General features: G+C 63.6%; 18 protein-coding genes. 10 read left to right on the top strand and 8 right to left on the bottom strand.

Going from position 1 to position 17,974, the window contains the following annotated elements; all coding sequences use genetic code 11:
* Positions 1–5: 5 nt before the first annotated feature.
* Complete coding sequence (locus HCR84_RS01830) at positions 6–1,301, bottom strand: ABC transporter substrate-binding protein (RefSeq protein WP_166982643.1); 1,296 nt, start codon at positions 1,299–1,301, stop codon at positions 6–8.
* Positions 1,302–1,460: 159 nt separating this feature from the next.
* Between HCR84_RS01830 and HCR84_RS01825 the strand changes: the two genes are divergently transcribed.
* Positions 1,461–2,597, top strand: coding sequence for an ROK family transcriptional regulator (locus HCR84_RS01825; protein ID WP_218043605.1), 1,137 nt, complete (start codon positions 1,461–1,463; stop codon positions 2,595–2,597).
* Between the two features lie 74 nt (positions 2,598–2,671).
* On the opposite strand, the gene HCR84_RS01820 is transcribed toward HCR84_RS01825, so the two are convergent.
* A complete protein-coding gene (locus HCR84_RS01820) occupies positions 2,672–4,837 on the bottom strand; it encodes an alpha-galactosidase (RefSeq protein WP_166982644.1) in 2,166 nt (721 codons plus the stop codon).
* Between the two features lie 173 nt (positions 4,838–5,010).
* On the opposite strand from HCR84_RS01820, the gene HCR84_RS01815 reads away from it, so the two are divergent.
* Genes HCR84_RS01815 through HCR84_RS01805 form a run of 3 tightly spaced genes read left to right on the top strand, consistent with a single transcriptional unit; the run spans position 5,011 to position 8,196 of the window.
* Entirely contained in the window at positions 5,011–6,225 is a 1,215-nt protein-coding gene (locus HCR84_RS01815; protein ID WP_166982646.1) for an ROK family transcriptional regulator, read from the top strand.
* Positions 6,226–6,266: 41 nt separating this feature from the next.
* Complete coding sequence (locus HCR84_RS01810) at positions 6,267–7,202, top strand: N-acetylglucosamine kinase (RefSeq protein ID WP_166982648.1); 936 nt, start codon at positions 6,267–6,269, stop codon at positions 7,200–7,202.
* Positions 7,203–7,245: 43 nt separating this feature from the next.
* Complete coding sequence (locus HCR84_RS01805; protein WP_166982650.1) at positions 7,246–8,196, top strand: cation diffusion facilitator family transporter; 951 nt, start codon at positions 7,246–7,248, stop codon at positions 8,194–8,196.
* A 14-nt stretch (positions 8,197–8,210) separates the two neighbouring features.
* Here HCR84_RS01805 and HCR84_RS01800 read toward each other — a convergent pair whose 3' ends face one another.
* On the bottom strand, positions 8,211–8,783 hold the full coding sequence (locus tag HCR84_RS01800; RefSeq protein ID WP_166982652.1) for a GNAT family N-acetyltransferase: 573 nt from the start codon (positions 8,781–8,783) through the stop codon (positions 8,211–8,213).
* A gap of 93 nt (positions 8,784–8,876) precedes the next feature.
* Positions 8,877–10,073: an MFS transporter gene (locus HCR84_RS01795; RefSeq protein WP_235940899.1), complete on the bottom strand. Its 1,197-nt coding sequence runs from the start codon at positions 10,071–10,073 to the stop codon at positions 8,877–8,879.
* Between the two features lie 73 nt (positions 10,074–10,146).
* Between HCR84_RS01795 and HCR84_RS01790 the strand changes: the two genes are divergently transcribed.
* Positions 10,147–10,446 (top strand): YrhK family protein, encoded by a 300-nt coding sequence (locus tag HCR84_RS01790; RefSeq protein WP_166982654.1) that lies wholly within the window; start codon positions 10,147–10,149, stop codon positions 10,444–10,446.
* Between the two features lie 24 nt (positions 10,447–10,470).
* On the opposite strand, the gene HCR84_RS01785 is transcribed toward HCR84_RS01790, so the two are convergent.
* Positions 10,471–10,791, bottom strand: coding sequence for a winged helix-turn-helix transcriptional regulator (locus tag HCR84_RS01785; RefSeq protein ID WP_244972548.1), 321 nt, complete (start codon positions 10,789–10,791; stop codon positions 10,471–10,473).
* A 154-nt stretch (positions 10,792–10,945) separates the two neighbouring features.
* Between HCR84_RS01785 and HCR84_RS01780 the strand changes: the two genes are divergently transcribed.
* Both HCR84_RS01780 and HCR84_RS01775 read left to right on the top strand, forming a co-directional pair.
* A complete protein-coding gene (locus HCR84_RS01780; protein ID WP_166982656.1) occupies positions 10,946–11,818 on the top strand; it encodes an alpha/beta fold hydrolase in 873 nt (290 codons plus the stop codon).
* A 48-nt stretch (positions 11,819–11,866) separates the two neighbouring features.
* Entirely contained in the window at positions 11,867–12,793 is a 927-nt protein-coding gene (locus HCR84_RS01775; protein WP_166982658.1) for an NYN domain-containing protein, read from the top strand.
* 24 nt (positions 12,794–12,817) lie between these two features.
* Here HCR84_RS01775 and HCR84_RS01770 read toward each other — a convergent pair whose 3' ends face one another.
* Positions 12,818–13,837, bottom strand: coding sequence for a DNA-3-methyladenine glycosylase family protein (locus tag HCR84_RS01770; protein ID WP_244972547.1), 1,020 nt, complete (start codon positions 13,835–13,837; stop codon positions 12,818–12,820).
* 394 nt (positions 13,838–14,231) lie between these two features.
* On the opposite strand from HCR84_RS01770, the gene HCR84_RS01765 reads away from it, so the two are divergent.
* A complete protein-coding gene (locus tag HCR84_RS01765) occupies positions 14,232–15,596 on the top strand; it encodes an FAD-binding oxidoreductase (RefSeq protein ID WP_166982660.1) in 1,365 nt (454 codons plus the stop codon).
* Between the two features lie 17 nt (positions 15,597–15,613).
* Here HCR84_RS01765 and HCR84_RS01760 read toward each other — a convergent pair whose 3' ends face one another.
* Entirely contained in the window at positions 15,614–16,177 is a 564-nt protein-coding gene (locus tag HCR84_RS01760; protein ID WP_166982662.1) for an acyl-CoA thioesterase, read from the bottom strand.
* 114 nt (positions 16,178–16,291) lie between these two features.
* On the opposite strand from HCR84_RS01760, the gene HCR84_RS01755 reads away from it, so the two are divergent.
* Together HCR84_RS01755 and HCR84_RS01750 are read left to right on the top strand one after the other, a co-directional pair.
* A complete protein-coding gene (locus HCR84_RS01755; RefSeq protein WP_166982664.1) occupies positions 16,292–16,645 on the top strand; it encodes a VOC family protein in 354 nt (117 codons plus the stop codon).
* A gap of 45 nt (positions 16,646–16,690) precedes the next feature.
* Complete coding sequence (locus HCR84_RS01750) at positions 16,691–17,128, top strand: VOC family protein (protein WP_166982666.1); 438 nt, start codon at positions 16,691–16,693, stop codon at positions 17,126–17,128.
* 4 nt (positions 17,129–17,132) lie between these two features.
* On the opposite strand, the gene HCR84_RS01745 is transcribed toward HCR84_RS01750, so the two are convergent.
* Positions 17,133–17,924 (bottom strand): ABC transporter permease, encoded by a 792-nt coding sequence (locus HCR84_RS01745; protein ID WP_434063565.1) that lies wholly within the window; start codon positions 17,922–17,924, stop codon positions 17,133–17,135.
* Between the last annotated feature and the right edge of the window lie 50 nt (positions 17,925–17,974).

Here is a 17,974-nt window from a genome sequence, read left to right as displayed (position 1 = left end):
CACCGCTATTTGGCTGTGACCTCGAAGCCCGCCGACTCCATGTCGTCCACGACGACCTTCTCTGTTTTCGTCAATGCGTCACGCAGCGGAGTACCGTTGGTGACGGCCGCCGCCATCGCATCTTGGAACGCCGTCGATGCCACATTCACGTTCGGTCCCCAGCTGATCTCAGGGATTGTATTCGCAGCGATCTCGGCCGCGACCTCCCAGTAGTCCTCCTGCTGCGGCATGAACGCTGGCGGATCGCTCTCGAGGGTGAGCTCTTGGCCGGGGAGAGAAGCGGGATATTGACCCTCGGCAATCTGAATCTTGAGGGCATCCTCCGACGTCTCCATCCACGTAGCGAACTCCGTTGCCGCCTCGGCGTGCTTCGACGACGTCGTGACGACAGCGGCGGAACCGCCCTGGAATGCGACGGATGCGTCACCCGCAGTCCACTGAGGCAACGGAGCCATCGCCCAATCACCGGCCATGTCTCCGGCGACGCCGCTGAGCACACCCGCAGCCCAGAGCCCTGCTGGCCACGAAAGAATCTTTCCATCGTTCAAATTCGCGTTCCACTCCGGGGTGAGCAGCGGCTCGGCCAGAACAAGGTCACGATCGATCAAGTCCTGCCAGTAATCTGCGACGGCAACCGAAGCCTCGCCATCGAAGTCGACGGTCCAGGCATCTCCATCGACAGACCACCACTCTGCTCCGGCCTGCTGCGCAAAGCCGGCGAAACCGCCGAACTCGGCCGGCGCGAAGGTTGTGATGTACGTCTCGGGGTCCGCCTCGTGCACCTTCTCTGCAGCGTCAGCGAAATCGGCCCACGTCTTCGGCACCTCGATGCCGAGCTCATCGAACCGTGCTTTGTTGTAGGTCAGCGCCTGCGGGCCGGCATCCTGCGGCACACCGTAGGTCGCGCCATCAAACGACGCCTGGCTCCACACACCCGGCGCGAACTTGTCTGAGACGTCCCCGACGTATTCGCTGATGTCTGTGGCGACACCCGCAACGATCATGGCGGGGAGCGTGTTGTACTCGACAAGCGCCACATCGGGCGCATTGTCTGCCCTGGTCGCGGTCACGAGCTTTGCGGATGAATCAGATCCGCCGCCCGCGTCTGTGTGCTTCACCTGAATGTCTGGGTGAGTCTCGTTCCACCTGTCGACGAGTGGCTTCTGCGAGGTGCCCCAGGCCCAGTACTCGAGTGTGATCGGGCCATCGGATGTGTCTGCCTCGGAGCCGGCGGAGCATCCCGAAAGGGCAAGCGCCGCGATAGCAAGTGCGACGGGCGCCGCAAGCTTGGAAGTACGCATGGTGCATCTCCTTCGATGCGTCGTTTGAGAAGGCCGCTCAATCTGCAATGCAGAAGTGCCAGCTCAACTGTTTGGGGGTGATGCGGACAATAGTTACATAATGAAACTATGTCCGTCAAGAGGGTAAAGTCGGATCACCATCAATCGACAGGAGACCGCATGCCACTTCAGTGGCCCAGCCTCGCCCGCGCTGAACGCGTGGTGCTCCGCGAAGTTCTCGTGCAGGGTTCTCTGCCTCGCGCAGAGATTGCACGGCGGCTCAAACTGTCGCGGGCAACGCTGACGCGGGCGACGCGCACGCTCGTGAACGAGCAGCTGCTGACCGAGGCCGCCATTGAGCGACGCTCGACGACGGGGCGGCCGTCGGAGATGCTTCGGCTCGAGACCGAGACATTTCGGTTCTTGGGCATCAAGCTCACGGGAGACCGGCTCTTCGCCGTCGTCACCGACCTCGGCGCCAACGTTCTGTTCTCTGCAGATGAGCCGCTGAATACCGCCGAGGTTTCCGACGTCGTTTCGCAGATCGCCGCGATGACGTTGCGGGCAGAGAAGAGCTACCCGAAACTCACCGCAATCGGTGTCTGCCTCGCTGGCGACATCGTCGATGACGAGGGCGAGCCTGTCGTCATGCATTCGGCATTTCTCGGCTGGGACGGCGTTCGGCTGGGATCGCTCATCCGTGAGGCGACAGGCGTTGCGTGTGTTGTGCAGAACGACGTGCTTGCCCTCACTGCCGCCGAGCACTGGTTTGGGGCCGGGGCCGGACTCGAGTCGATGGCGCTCATCACCGTCGGCGCTGGCATTGGCTGCGGACTTGTCGTGCATAACGAGCTCGTCTCGGGAGCACACGGGCGAGCCGGCAGAATCAGCCACGTCATTGTCGACTCGGGCGGCCCGATTTGCGCACGGGGTCATCGCGGCTGCGCCTCGAGCTACCTCGTCAATGACGCAATCGTTACGTCGCTCGGCGGCGCGCCGCTCGATTACGATGGCGCGCTCGAACGCGCGAGATCGGGCGACCGTGCTGCGCTGCGAGCGTTTGAGGATGCCGGAACCGCGCTCGGCGCTCTCATCGCGCACGCCATCAACATCATCGACCCAGCCAAAGTCATCCTCAGCGGAGATGGCCTCGCCATTTACGAGCTCGCCGCAGAAAAAGTGCACGACGCGCTCTCGAGAAACCTCGACGTCGACGCCGATCTCGCCCGTCACGTTGACCTCGACGTGCAGCCCTTTGACTTCTCTGAGTGGGCCCGAGCAGGGGCCGTGCTCGCAATCAAAGCGCTCATCTCATAGCAGAGAATGCACCACGACGGTACTGTGCCAGCACGCCTAAGCTGTGCTGGCACGGCTAGACAGCGTCGGCATGACTACACGGCGACGAGGTGCGCAAGCGCTGCGTGCTCGGGTTTCAACGGCGGTATCTGGATTCCGACGCGTCCAAGCACGCGTCCGCTCAAGACGATGCCGTCCGGTCGCTGCCAGGCAGGAGTCGCCCCATCCACCGCTGTGGGCGCGTCCGGCCCGATTGCCATCACGCGGTACTGCCGCGTTGGATCGAGCCCTGGGAGCCGCACCGCACTCGGCGGCCACGATGCCGGGCGGCCCAGCATCGCGATGTCAAACAGGGCCTCGGAGCCATCGGCGGCGATGACTCCCGACACGGTCACCTCGTCATCCGGAACGTCAGGGCGCACAACTCTCCCGGTGTGAATCAGGTGCCTGAACCGCTTGTGCAGCAAGATCCATTCAGCAAGCTCCGCACGCTCGCGTTCCGACGCCTCGGCAATGTTCCACTCGACGCCAAAATGCCCGAAGAGCGCCGTCGTCGCGCGGAACGAGAGATCGTGCGTGCGCGACGTCGTATGAGAACGCGGCCCGGAAATGTGGCAGCCAACGAGCTCAGGCGGAAGCAGCTGAGCTGTCCATCGCTGGATGTGCTGCCGCTCAAGCGGATCGATGCAGTCGCTCGCCCACACCCTGTCTGTGACCTCGAGAATTCCGAGATCGACGCGCGCACCGCCAGACGAGCACGACTCGATCTCCAGGTCGGGGTGTCGCCGTTTGAGTTCTCTCAAGAGCTGATAGACGGCATGAGTTTGCTCGTGCGTTCCCGCCGCACCGCCGCGCTGGGCTGCTCCTGGCTCGATCAGGTCGCGGTTGTGATCCCACTTGATGTAGTCGATCGAGTATTCGTCGACGAGACGCGAGATGCGGTCAAGAAGATACTCGTAGGCTTCGGGGATCGCGACATTGAGCACCTGCTGTGTCCGGGCTTCTGGAGGCAGCCGTCCACCCGTCTGCAGAATCCAGTCCGGATGCGCTCGCGCGAGGTCAGAATCGAGGTTGACCATCTCGGGTTCAAACCACAGGCCAAATTGCATTCCGAGTTCACGCACTCGATCGACGAGCGGGGCCAACCCGTCAGGCCACACATCCTCGTCGACGAACCAATCACCGAGCCCCGCGTTGTCTCGCCGACGGTGGCGGAACCAGCCGTCGTCGAGCACATACCGTTCAATTCCCACGTCGGAGGCGCGTTGAGCAAGCTCAAGGAGCGTGTCGAGCCTGTGGTCGAAGTACACGGCCTCCCACACATTGAGTGTGACAGGGCGAACAGATGAGGGATGCTGCTTCCGAGAGCGCAGGTAGGAATGAAAGCGCTGAGCCTGCTCGTCGAGCCCGATGCCATGAGCACCGTAGACCCACGGCGTCGAATACTGCTCACCTGCTCCGAGCGCGACCTCGCCCGGCAGCAGGAGTTCACCTCCTCCGAGAAGCGTGAGTCCGTTGTTATGACGCTCGACGTACGAAACGTGGTTTCCGCTCCATCCGACGTGAAGTCCCCACACTTCGCCATTCTGAAAACTGAATCCGCGTTCGCCGGCGATGAGAACCGTCGCTGCGTCGGCACCCGTACGGCCGCGCCGCGATTCCCGCAGATGGGCACCGGCGGTGATGTCACGACGTTGTGGAATGCGCTCTTTTGCCCAGCGCCCTGTTTGGTCGAGAATCTCGCGGGCGACGGGCGCAACGGGGAGCGTGACGACAAGGCGATCGACGAAATAATCGGATTCCCCAGCATTTACCACGTCAGCCCGGGCACGGAGGAGCCCAGACGCGGTGAGTTCGAGTTCGACGGTGAGATCGAGCCCGGCCTGGTCATCGTGGCCGCGACTGATGAGAGTTGCCCCCTGCACCTCATGCTCGGTTTCGGAGAACTTCGGGGACCACGCCGTGCCATCAGAGCGATGGCCCTGCAGGCCAGGGGCGCCCAGCCAACCAGAGCTCGCCTCAGGCACGACGCCGACACGAACGGGCACATCAACAGAGTTGTCGCGCCGTGGCGCGGTCGCGACGATCAGCTCACGCAGCTCGAGGTCGCTCAGAGGTCCAAGGTCCGATCCCCAGTGCACGATCGACGGCATCGCTCCGTGGGCAATATCAACAACGAGACTCACGCCTCCCGCTCGCAGATGCACAGCCTCGGTCGTCGTCACGTCGAAGGGGAGGGTCTCAGTGGACAGCTGTGTCATGTGACGCCTTTCGTGCAGAGTCAGTTGGTGTGGACTATGTTACATGCTGCAACTAACTTCGCGGACTCAGCCGGGGGCTCGTGGAGTAGACTGTTTCCAGATATGAGACATTGGTGGTCTCTTGCCACTTACTTCAGTGGCTTTATAAAGCAAGGTAAGTTACTGTTGTCATTGTGCCACCTCCTCCCCGCCGCCGCGGATCGTCACGCGGAAAGATTCTCGACCTGATTCGAACAACGGGGCCCATCAGCCGCGTCGAGCTCGCCGAGATGACCGGGCTCACACAGGCAACGATCTCAACCTCGGTGCGCGAACTGCTGCGTGATGGGCTTGTCTCCGAAACCGGGCGCGGGGAGTCCACAGGCGGAAAGCCGCGCACGAGCCTTGAGATCAATCCTGCGGCGCGACTGGGTATCGGCCTGCACATCGGTCGCGACTACACCACATACATCGTCGCCGACCTAGCGGGAACAGTCGTCGGCCGCCTGCGTGTTGCCGGCGTCGGCGATTCAGAGCCAGAATCGGCCATCACGCGTATGGCCGAAGACATCGAGCAGCTGCTTGACGGTCTTGATGTCGACCGCGGCGCCATTGTCGGAGTCGGCATTGCGACCCCTGGGCCGCTTGATCGTGATGCGGGCGCGATCATGGGAGCTCCAGCTCTCGGGGCATGGACGGGGTTTCCCCTCGCCGCAACGCTGTCCGAGGCAACAGGCTTCACCTGCACATTCGACAACGATGCCACCGCGGCCGCCATCGGGGAGTTCTGGCTTGGGGCAACGGGCGGTTACAACACGTACGCCTCTGTGTACATGGGCGCCGGAATCGGTGTCGGCATTGTGATTGACGGAACGATCTATCACGGCAAGCAGGCGAACGTCGGGGAGCTCGGGCACATCACAGTGGATGCCATGGGTCCCACCTGCGCCTGCGGGAACGTCGGCTGCGTTGAGCTCTACGCGGGCCCGCAGGCCGTGATCGACGCCGCTCACGAAGCAGTTGAACACGGCGAACTCGATATGGAGTTCACCGGTCGGATCACCGCAGACTTCGATCGAATCGCGGATCTGGCCCTCAACGGCGACGCGACAGCATCCGCCATTTTCGCCCGCTCGGCCGAGTATCTCGCCGCCGGCATCGTCTCGATGGTGAATCTCATTGACGTGCAGCTTGTCGTGCTGGCGGGTAGCGCATTTCAGACAATCGGCAGCCTGTACGCACGCACGATTGCGCAGCGCCTTGGTGAGCGCGCCTTTGCCAGAGCCGTACAGACTGTCGACGTGCGCATGTCGGTGAATGGCACGGATGCCGCAGCACTCGGCGCCGCAACGCTCGTGCTTCAAGACCGCCTTTCCCCCCGCTCGCTTGCCTCCATCACCCTGGCGTGACCCACAACCCCAGTCCTCAAACTCCAGACTCGAAAGCACACATGAATCACATCACACGACTCTGCATCGACGGCGGTCAGTCCGGAGTTCGGCTGCGCGGGACGACAGGCGCGGGCGCCGTGCTGACGGCATCAGCCCCCGGTGTTCTCACCGATCGACCGGTGCTCGACCAGATGGCCGACCGTGCGCGCGAGTTTGCCGCCGAGAACGGCGCGACATGCGCCGAGGTCGCCATCGGCGTCTCGGGGTTGACGCCCGCAGCGACCACGCCGGAACGAGTGCTTCAGGGTCTGCAGCCGATCGGCGTTCAGCGCGTGGCCGTTGCACACGACTCAATCAGCGGCTACCTCGCCGCAAACGGCACGGATACCGGCGTCATGCTCGCCATCGGAACGGGCGTCGTCGTACTCGCCGTCACAGACGTCGGCGTCGCGAAGGTTGATGGCTGGGGCAACCTGATCGGCGATGCCGGCAGCGGGTACTGGATCGGGCGGGCGGGCCTCGCCGCGGTGATGCGCGCATTCGACGGCCGCGGCGAGACGACAACACTGACGGATGCCGCCGAGCAGACGTTCGGGCCGCTCGACGAGCTTTACATGGTGTTGCAAGCCGACCCGAGGCGCGTTTCTCGCATCGCCGCGTTCTGCCGCACCACCGTCGAAGCTGCGCAACGAGGCGACGCGGTCGCGGCCGACATCGTGCGCTCGGCGGCACGCGAGCTCGCGCACTCCGCTCGGTCTGCGCTCGTGCGGGCGGGGTGGAGCGAGGGCACCCAGACGCGCGTCAGCGCCGTCGGCGCCCTTCCGACGAAGTCCGCGTACTTTCGAGAGCACCTCGAACACGCTCTTCACGCGCGGGGTCTCGGCGGTGCCGTTCAGGAGCCGCTGCACAGCGAGCCCATCGACGGCGTCGCTGCGCTGCTCGACGTCGCGCAGCAGCATCCGCTTCGATCTCAGATTGCTCTCGCCTCGCCCTGAGCCTTGCTGCCGGTAAGATCGTGCCACCGGAACGAGGAGCAACGTGAGCGCATCAGGCGGAAACAAGGCAATCATCGCGGCATTCTCCGCGAATCTGGGCATCGCCATCACCAAATTTGTTGCGTGGGCGTTCTCGGGCTCGGCGTCGATGCTCGCCGAGGGAGTGCACTCCCTCGCGGACTCCGGCAACCAGCTGCTTCTGCTTCTCGGCGGGCGCAAGGCGCGCAAGACCGCCGACCGCGAGCATCCGTTCGGCTACGGCCGCGAGCGCTACGTGTATGCGTTCGTCGTTGCGATAATCCTGTTCAGCGTCGGTGGCGTGTTCTCCATCTACGAGGGCATCAACAAGCTGCAGCATCCGCACGAACTCACCATGTGGTGGCTGCCGATTCTCGTGCTCGTCGTCGCGATCGTGCTCGAGAGCTTCTCGCTGCGCACCGCGGTGAAAGAGTCAAACCGGGTGCGCGGCGACCGCTCGTGGGCGCAGTTTGTGCGCCGCGCAAAGGCGCCAGAGCTGCCGGTGGTGCTGCTCGAAGACGTCGCCGCGCTGCTCGGTCTCGTGTTTGCCCTCTGCGGAGTCGGCCTCACGGTCATCACAGGCAACTCGGTCTTCGATGCGATCGGCACGCTGTTCATCGGCACGCTTCTCGTGGTCGTCGCTGTGATTCTCGGAATCGAGACGAAGAGTCTTCTTGTCGGCGAAGGGGCGACGGTCGAAGATTACGGGCGCATCGTGGCCGCCGTCACGTCGGGCGGTGAGATCGAGAAGCTCATCCACATCAAGACGCTCTACCTTGGTCCAGACGAGTTGCTTGTCGCGGCGAAGCTGGGCTTTGGGCGCGAGGCAACGCTTGAGGGCGTTGCCTCAGCGATCGACGCGATCGAACGCCGCGTACGCGACGCCGTTCCTGCCGCGCGAGTGCTCTACTTCGAGCCTGACATTTACCAAGCGGATGCCGCGGCCGGCCGCGCGGCAGAGGCGAACGCCGAGTAACTCGCCCGCTCCCTTCAACCAAGGTCGAGGCGCATAAGCACCCGCGGAAACCCCGCAAGCACCGACGTCGTGTCTGCCGCCTTCGTGAACCCTGCCTTCTCGAACGTCGCACGGGTCCCGACGTAGGCCATGGTCAGATCAACCTTTTCTCCGTGGTTGTCGACGGGGTAACCCTCGACCGCCGGCGCTCCGTTCTCGCGCGCGAAATCGACGGCCCCAGCGAGCAGCGGATGCACGAGACCCTGCTTTCGATGCCCCGGTCGTATTCTCACGCACCAGATGCTCCAGACATCGACGTCATCGACGTGTGGAATCTTGCGATTGCGGGCGAAGCTCGTGTCCGCACGCGGATGGACGCCCGCCCACCCGACAGGCTCGCCGTCCTCATAGGCGATCACGCCAGGAGGCGGCGTCTCCGCACACAGTTCTCTAACGCGCTCTGCCCTCTCGGGGCCCTGCAGCTGAGTGTGTTCCTTGGCGGGGAGCCGGTAGCTCAGGCAGAAGCACACGTTCGCACCGGGGCGCTTCGGCCCGACAAGTGTCGCAACGTCGTCGAAGTTCGTGGCTGGCAGCACGGTGATGACCATACCCGCATGATCGCACACAGCACCGACGTGCCCCTTGCGCCGTGTGCCCTGCTCTGCCCTGCCCTGCCCTGCTCACTGAGAGGAGCGCGCCATTCACTCAGATCGGGCGGCGCGGTAGCCCCGCGGCATCCTGAAGGCGAAAAGGGATGCTGCCAACAGCAGGGCCGCGGCCACCCCGAATGCTGCACCATACGAAATTGCATCGACGAGAACACCGGCAACAAGAGGGCCAATGATTGCGCCGAGGTCAGAGAACATCGAGAACACAGCGACGGGTGTTCCGCTGCGTGCCCCGGCCGCGTCGCCGACGGATGCCGCTGGGGCCGTTCCGGTAAACGCCGATGCCACGCCGTAGAGGGCGAGAAGCACGATGAGCATCCACAATTCGCCGACAAAGGGCATGACGACGAGGGATGCTGCCGCCAGCAGATACGCACCGATGATCGCGGGCCTCCGCCCGACCTTGTCGACGAAGGTGCCGGCCGGTGCAAGCGTCAGCGTCTGCACAACCGCGGCAATCGCGAACGCGATGCCCGTCCAGGCCGGATCGTGGTGCAGCATCTCGACGACGAGCACAGGAACGAGCGCGCTGCGCACGCCGAGTCCGGCCCAGCCCTGCGTGAAGTTCGCCAGACACGCCGCCTGATACCGCACGTCCCTCGCCACCTCGCGGAAGGGCTTGACGATTGCGGTCGACCCGGTTTCGGTTGTTTCGGTGCGGTGCAGCATGAACAGTCCGACGAGCCCGGCGATCGCCAGTGTTCCGGCGTAGAAGAAGAACGGAGCGCGCAGCGAGACGAGTGCGAGCAGGCCTCCGAGAGCGGGCCCAGCCATGCCGCCGATGAGAAAGCCGCCCTGATAGAAGCCGACGGCGCGACCGCGCAGCGACAGCGGAGTTGAGCCGAGCAGCAGCGTCATTGCCGACACCGAGAACATTGCCGAGCCGATGCCACCCGCGCCGCGCAGAATGAGCACCTCGACGTAGGTCTGGGCGAGGCCGACAAGCGCGCTCGACACGGCGACGATGCCGATGCCGATCGCGAGAATCGTGCGTTCTCCGCCACGTTTGATCAGCCAGCCGCAGAATGGACTCGCGATCAGGCGCATGAATGCGAATGCCGACACGACGGCACCGACTTCGAGATAACCCACGTCGAAGCTGCGCACAAACACGGGAAGCACGGGAACCACGACGCCGAACCCCACCATGACGAAGAACGCCACGACGCCCAGAACGTAGACGTCGCGGCCGAGGCGCGGTTTGCGGGGCGCGCCAGAATCAGAACTCACACTCTCAAGAATCTCAGATTAACCGCGACGAAAGGACGGGCGTACGTTGGAATCACGCGACGAGAGGAAATCGATGTCTCCTTCACCCGCCGAGCAATCGGGGATGCTCGTGCTGCACCTCGGCCGCGAGGAACTCGTCATCCGCAAGCGTTATGAAACGCTCAGCATTCTCAACGACATTCTCATCGGGCTCTGGTTCATCATCGGAAGCTTCCTCTTCTTCTCAGAGGCAACGTCGTATGCGGCAACGTGGCTCTTCGTGATCGGCAGCGTCGAGATGCTCATCCGTCCCCTCATTCGCTTCGCCCGTCACGTGCACCTGCGACGCTTCCACCCCGGCGATTCCGAGGCCATAGCGGCAAACGACTATTGATATGTAGGTGATTTTGTCAAGGGGTCAGGCTGATCCGCTTTGAGCATGTGCCGCCTCAATACGTGCGACATTGGCCTCCGCCCATTCCCGCACCGCTGCAAGAGGGCCATCGAGCGAGAGTCCGAGTGCCGTCAGAGAGTAATACACGCTGGGGGGTCGCGTCGCTTCGATGCGCCGCTCGACGAGACCATCGTGCTCGAGGTTCCGCAGCGTCTGCGAAAGAACCTTCGCTGAGATGCCGACGAGAGCCCGCTGCATCTCAGAAAACCGCAGCTCGTTCGGAGCCTGCTCGGCAAGGCTCTTGATCGCCATCGATGTCCATTTGTCGCCGATTCGATCAAGCACGACTCTCGTTGGACAGAGAGGATCGAAAAGATCTCCGCGCCGGGCGGCACCATCGGTTACCTGCCGGTCACCATGTGGGGGCAAAGTGCGTCCTTCCGCTTAGTAATGAACATCCCTACGCTGAGGAACTTACCATCGGTTACTGAGGAGAGATATGGCACTCGCACCAACAACAGACATCTGGGAAGGCATCACTGAATCGGCTGTCACGGCAAATGGAGTGAGACTCAATGTGGCCACAGCGGGCGTTGGGTCACCCATTCTCTTCGTGCACGGGTTTCCGCACACGTGGCAGATGTGGATGCCGGTGATGTCGACGCTCAGCGCGCGTCATCACGTCATCGCGCCCGATCTTCGCGGCCTCGGCCGCAGCGAGCGAGCCGAGTGCGGCTACGACGCCCAGTCAGTCGCCGCAGATCTTCGTGCCGTGCTTGACGCTGCCGACATCGACACCGCGATGGTCGTTGCCATCGATGCTGGGGTGCCGCCGGCATTCACCCTTGCCATGGAGCATCCTGGTCGCGTCTCGCATCTGATTCTGAGCGAAGCGCTCGTTGGCACCCTGCCGGGCGCCGAGGACTTTCTCGCGAACGGGCCGCCGTGGTGGTTTGCATTCCACGCCATTCCCGGCTTCGCCGAGCGCGTGCTTGCCGGTCACGAACGCGAGTACATCGACTTCTTCCTTCGAGCTGGCGTCACGTCTGCAGACGCGTTCGATGAGAGAACGCGATCGGCGATCCTCGACAGCTACGCAGACGAGAATTCGCTGCGCTGCGGATTTGAGTACTACCGTTCGATGCCGCAGACAAACCGTCAGATCGCTCGTCTCGCGGAAAATGCGCGTCTCACCGTTCCCGTGACGACCGTCGGCGGTTCGGTCGTTGGCGATGCGACGCGGCGTCAGCTCGAGCCCATCGCGAACGAACTGCACGCAGAGCTGCTGCCGTCGAGCGGCCATATCGTTCCGCTCGAAAGGCCAGACGAGCTTGTGGAGATCATTCGGCACGCGGCGGGAGACGAGTTCTGAACCGTGCGAGACTGAACCGCAGAAGGCACGAACCCGCAGAGGAGCACCATGGTTGAAGCTCAAGACCCCCGCGTCGCCGTCTATCTCGATTTCGACAACATCGTGATCTCTTGGTACGACCGAGTGCACGGGCGCAATTCCTACGGGAAAGATCGTCAGAAGATCACAGACAATCCCGATGACCCGATCGTCATCGAACGGCTGAACCAGGCAATGATCGAAGTCGGCGCGATCATCGACTTCGCGGCATCCTTTGGCACCCTCGTGCTGACCCGTGCGTACGCCGACTGGTCGTCGCGCGTCAACGCCGAGTATCGGTCGCAGCTTGTCGCGCGCGCTGTCGATCTCGTGCAGCTCTTCCCTGCCGCGGCCTACGCGAAGAACGGCGCGGACATTCGCCTTGCTGTCGACGCCGTTGAAGACATGTTCCGACTGCCCGACCTCACGCACGTCGTGATCGTCGGCGGCGATTCTGACTATGTTCCGCTCGCGCAGCGCTGCAAACGGCTCGGGCGCTACGTTGTGGGTGTCGGCGTTGCCGGTTCAACCGCGAGATCGCTGGCGGCGGCGTGCGACGAGTTCGAGTCGTACGAGTCGCTGGCTGGTGTGACGCCGGTCGAAGCGCCGGCGCCGAAGGCCAAGGCGTCGCGCAAGACGAAGGCGTCGACGCCAGCCGATCGGCCCGAGGAGCAGCAAGACGCCGTCAGCGCAACCGATGACTCGGCCGATCCCGATGATCAAGACGGCGCAACACGGCTGCTCGAACGCGCGCTCAGACTCGGCCATGACAAAAGCGGGGCAGACGAGTGGCTGCACACCTCTGCGGTGAAGACGCACATGCGCCGCATGGATCCGTCATTCAGCGAAAAGGCACTCGGCTACCGTTCGTTCAACGACTTTCTGAAGTCGCGCGACAACATCACCGAGCTCGAAGAGAGCGGCCACGAGCGCCTCGTGCGGCGCCGAGAGCGCTAGCCGCGCCGAACGCTCAGCCCAGGCTCAGTGCCAGCGGTGATCTTGCCGCGTGATGCGCGGACCACGTCGAGGTTTTCGGATGCCGCTGAGCGCGATGAGCCTCAGCACCCGTTGCCGTTGGCCGGCCCAGGGCTCGAGCAGTTCGAGCATGGCGTCGTCGTCGACGGGCTCGCCCACGAGGGCGCTGCCCACCGAGGCAGCGAGGTGAAAATCGCCGACGCTGACGGCATCCGGGTCACCATGTGAGCGTGCTGTCACCTCGGCGGCCGTCCAGGCGCCGATGCCCGGAAGGCTCTGCAGGCGAGTGGATGCTGTCGCCGCACTCTCGCCGAGTGTACGTTCGAGCGCATCGGCGACGCGGCTCGTGCGCACGACCGTCTGCGCGCGCTGCGGCCCGACGCCGACCGCGTGCCACTCCCAGCTCGGAATGCGTCGCCAGGCCGAAGCATCCGGTGCAACCCACATTCCCTCGGGTACCGGGCCCGGCGCCGGTGTGCCGTGTCTGCGCACGAGCAGGCGCCACGAACGCCATGCCTCTGTACACGTCACCTTCTGCTCGATGATCGAGGGCACGAGCATCTCGAACACGCGCCGATTGCGGCCAAGCCGAACACCCGGGTTGCGCCGCAGCACCTCGGTGAGCAGCGGGCTCGACGAAACATCGAGGTCGCTCCAGTCGTCGTCGGAGCCAAGCAGCTGAGGCAAGCCATCGATCGCCCATGCCGCGCCCTCGCCCCAGGCCGTGGCATGCACGTCGTCACCGCGCGCGCTGATGCGCAGCGTCGCTGGCCCCTTGGGCGAACGGAACGTCGCCCAGGCGCCGTCTGCGGTGCCGCGATAGCAGGGCCCGTCTGCCCCGCGTGCAAGCATCGAGAGCGTCTCTCGAACGTCGAGCGGATGCCGGGGACGATACACCGTCGACACGGGCTCCACGTCACGGTGATCGGCGTCTGACACATCGCCGAGCGCATCGGCAACGGTGCGCAGCACAGGCAGTGATCCCCGCGCATCGATGTCACGTGACTCAGACTGAATGATCGTCATGCAAGCACCCTACGTGTGGCCCCAGACATTCCTCCCCCAGCGCTCCCCTGCCCCGTAGAATCCGCACGATCACTCCCTTCAGCGACCCAAAATTTTGTGGAAGTCATCCACAGTTTATGGGGGTACATCTGTTTGAATGCTGGCTATCCACATATGTGCTTTCTTCGAATTGGTGTCGGCGGTGTGTGCTGACGTTGATGCATGAAGAAGCCGAAGCCGGATAGACCGCACCGAGTAGTCAACGTTGATCGGGCTCTGAGCGTTGCCCACGTACTCGATGCCGCCCGAGAAAGGACCCCCACATTTCAGCTCACGTGCTCCACTGCGTCGTGGAATTCTTCGCATCTGCTGAGGATCCGCGGCCATGTCGGAGACTGCCCCTACGCTCCCAGATATGACTTCTTCTCAGTTTTTGCAGGATGCTGCTGCGCTCTCCGACCGCATCTCGGGAGGCGTCGTACTTCGGGACGACCCACAACTGGCCGACGAAACACGTGGGCAGTTTCTCTTTCTCGAACATTCACCCGACATTGCCGTCGCTGTCGAGACCGAAGCAGACGTCATCGAAGCCGTGCGCTTCGCCGACACACACGACCTCACGATTCACGTGCAAGCCACCGGCCATGGAACCCATGAAACGATCACCGACGGTTTGCTCATCTCGACACGACGGCTCGACGGGCTTCGCATTGATCCGAGTTTGCGCACGGCGTCCATCGGCGCCGGCCTGCGCTGGCGCCCCGTCGTCGACGCTGCCGCACCACACGGGCTTGCTCCGATCACGGGGTCGGCACCGGGGGTGGGCGTTGTCGGCTTTCTGCTCGGCGGAGGGGTCGGACCGCTCTCTCGCAGCCTCGGCTTCGGCTCAGATTGGGTGCGCAGCATGCGCATCGTCACGGGAGCGGGCGAGCTGGTCACAGCATCCGATACCGAGAACGCCGACTTGTTCTGGGCACTTCGCGGTGGGAAGTCAGGTTTTGGCGTCGTCACCGAGGTGACGATCGAGCTCGCCGAGATTCCAGAGCTTTACGCAGGCAGCCTCACGTTCGCCGCCGAGTACGTCGACGATGTGCTGCGCGCGTGGTCGCACTGGACGCACGACGTGCCAGACACCGTCACCAGCTCGGCTGCCATCATGCGGTTTCCCGATGTCGAGCAAGTTCCTCCGCCCATGCGCGGCACAACTGTCCTGAGCATTCGCGTCGCCATTCTCGAGGCCGAAGCCGAGGGAGAGGCCATCGTCGCACCGCTCCGCGACGCGGCACCAGCGATGTCTGACGAGGTTGGACCGATGGCTCTCGTTGACGTCGGCAACATCCACAATGATCCGGAAGATCCGTCACCCATGCACGCCTGGTCGCAGGGCCACTCAGTTACCGCGCTCGACGACGACACCATCGAGTCGTTCATTTCGGCATTCGGCACCCAGGCCTCGACACCGCTCACCGCCGCCGAACTTCGCCATATCGGCAGCACTCGTGTCGCTCCGGACACTGCTGCCGGAGGTCGTGATGGCGAGTACCTATTCAGCGCGCTCGGCATCTCGCCATTTGCACAAGACGAGGTCTTCGCCTCAGCAGCAGCGTCGTTCTTGGAAACCATCGCTCCCCAGATCGCTGCCCAGACTCCCGTGAATTTTCTCGGCGAGACACCCCTCGACGAGCTGGCAGATCTCGCTTGGACTCCAGACGACGCGTCGCAGTTGAGCGCGGTTCGCGGGCGCGTTGATCCCGCCCATCGCGTGCACGGCCTTCACTGACGCACGGGCCGCCTGCATCACTCCCAGACGCTCGGGGCCGGCTGCCGCGTCGACGGCAAGACGGCGTCCTTTCCCCATCGCACGAGCCACTTCGGCACGGTGAGATCGCGGTCGTTGTCGTGCCCAATCGCGTCAAGCAACTCGGTGACCGAGACCGTTCCGCCTGACTTCTTGAGAAAACGTGCCCGGATGAAGGCCTGCGTGTAGATCTCGCCCTTCACCACAGCGCGGTGCTCCAGATAGAATGCCCTGTCGTCAAAGCCGAGAATGCGGGTCTCGACGGTGAAGCGCTGCCAGAGCGTGAGCGACTTGCGAAAGGTGATGGTCTCACTCGCCACAACGGGATACCAGCCGCGTTCGGTTATCGACGTCCAGAGGCCGCTGCGCATCAGCAGATCGAAGCGACCCAGATCGAAGAGCGAGAAGTACACGCCGTTGTTCACATGGTTCAAGATGTCGAGATCGCTCGGCAGTACGCGTAACGCCAAGCGGCCAACCGAGTAGGGGTCGACGGCACCCTTGCGACGCACGCCACGACGAGCGCGAGAGAGAACCAGCATTGTGCGCAGAATCATGTGCATCACGCGAGACTAGCGGGATGCCCTCAAACGGCACCGATCGGCTGTCGCCGTTCGACAAGGCTCAGCCTCGCCTCCGAACGTGACGTTGAGGCGTCGCACAACTATCCTTGCCGCATGACATTGGAATGGGAACAGGTCATCGTTGACACTCGTGACCCTCAGATGCTGGGTCGCTGGTGGGCTGAGGCCCTCGGCTGGGTGATCGTCGATGATGAAGACGGCGTAGAGATTCGACCGAGCGAAGACCGACTTCCGGGCCTTCTGTTTGGAAACGACCCCAGCGCGAAGCAGGTGAAGAATCGACTCCACCTCGACTTTCGCCCTGATGATCAGGATGCCGAGGTCGAGCGTCTGCTCGCACACGGCGCCAGGCACGCCGACGTCGGTCAGACGGGTAACGAACCCTGGGTTGTTCTTCTCGACCCGGAAGGCAACGAGTTCTGCGTGCTTTCGAACCGAGCGCCGTAACCGAGCCGAATCTGGCGATGTCATGGGACGCGCTACGCTCTGGGCATGGAGCAGAACGTGCATTTCATCACAATCGCATCGCGCGACCTCGATGCGACCCGCCGGTTCTATGAGGCCGGCGCGACGTGGGCATCGCTGCTCGATGTGCCTGGCGAGATCATCTTCTACCAGGTGGCTGCCGGCACGGTTCTGAGCTTCTTCGATGCCGCGAAATTCGCCGAGGATGCCGGTCTGCCCGCCGCTCCGGTCGTGGCCGGTGTCACGCTCGCCCACAACACGGCGTCACGCGGCGACGTCGAATCGACCGTTGCGCACTTAGCAGCGGCGGGCGGCACCGTGTCGAAGCCGCCACAAGACGGCGCGTTCGGAGGAGTCTTCCACGCTCACGTCATCGACCCCAATGGGCTCATGTGGGAGATCGCGCACAACCCGTTCTGGAGCGTCGCCGACGACGGCACTGTGCTGCTCACCGAGCCCGGCTGAGTGGTCAGCGGGCGCGACGCATCCCCCGGGTTCCAACGACGAGCCCGACAACCGCAATGGCGAGCGCCGCGATCACGCCTCCCAGCACCGCGGGCGACGCCAGGTCTCCAGCGAAGAGAGCGCGCTCTGCCTCCACGACGTAACCGATCGGATTGACGGCCGCGGCGATTTTCATCCAGCCGGGGCCATCGTCGATGGGCAGCAGCATGCCAGACAGAATGAGCAGCGGAAACAGCACGGTCTGATGCACAACCCAGAACATCCACTCGCGGCCCTCGACGGCAAGCGCAAGACTGTAGCTCAGCGCGCCGAACCCAACGCCGAACACCGCGAGCACCAGCAGGCCGATCACCAGCCCCGGCACGCTGATCGTGAACCCGAACGGCAGTGAGACGAGCACGACGATAAGCCCCTGCGCCATGAGCGGTGCCACTTCTTTAAGCGCGCGCCCAATGAGCAGCGCGCTGCGAGAAAGCGGAGCGACGAGCGTACGTTCATGCGAGCCCACCATGATGTCGTCAAGCAGGTTCGACCCCGTCACGCCGGTACCGAACAGGGCGACCATGACGAGGATGCCCGGGACGAACCATTGCAGAGTCTGCGAGACGGGAGCGTCTGTGGTTGCGGCAAGCAGCGGTCCGAAGAGCCCGAGAAAGAACAGTGGCTGCACAAGGCTGAAGATGAGGCTGAACGGGTCGCGCAGCGTTGGCCGCAGTTCTCGCGACAGAACGTTCGCGACATCGCTGACGAACCCCGTCAGTTTCGAAGCGATGACGTGCTCCTGAGTTGAAATCATTGTGGACATGAGGTCTCCCCTGTGTCGTGGATCTGTGTGATGGTGTGATG

The sequence above is a fragment of the Paramicrobacterium fandaimingii genome (genome assembly GCF_011751745.2).
Taxonomy (GTDB): Bacteria; Actinomycetota; Actinomycetes; order Actinomycetales; family Microbacteriaceae; genus Paramicrobacterium; species Paramicrobacterium fandaimingii.
This window is presented reverse-complemented; position numbering and strand designations above follow the sequence as displayed.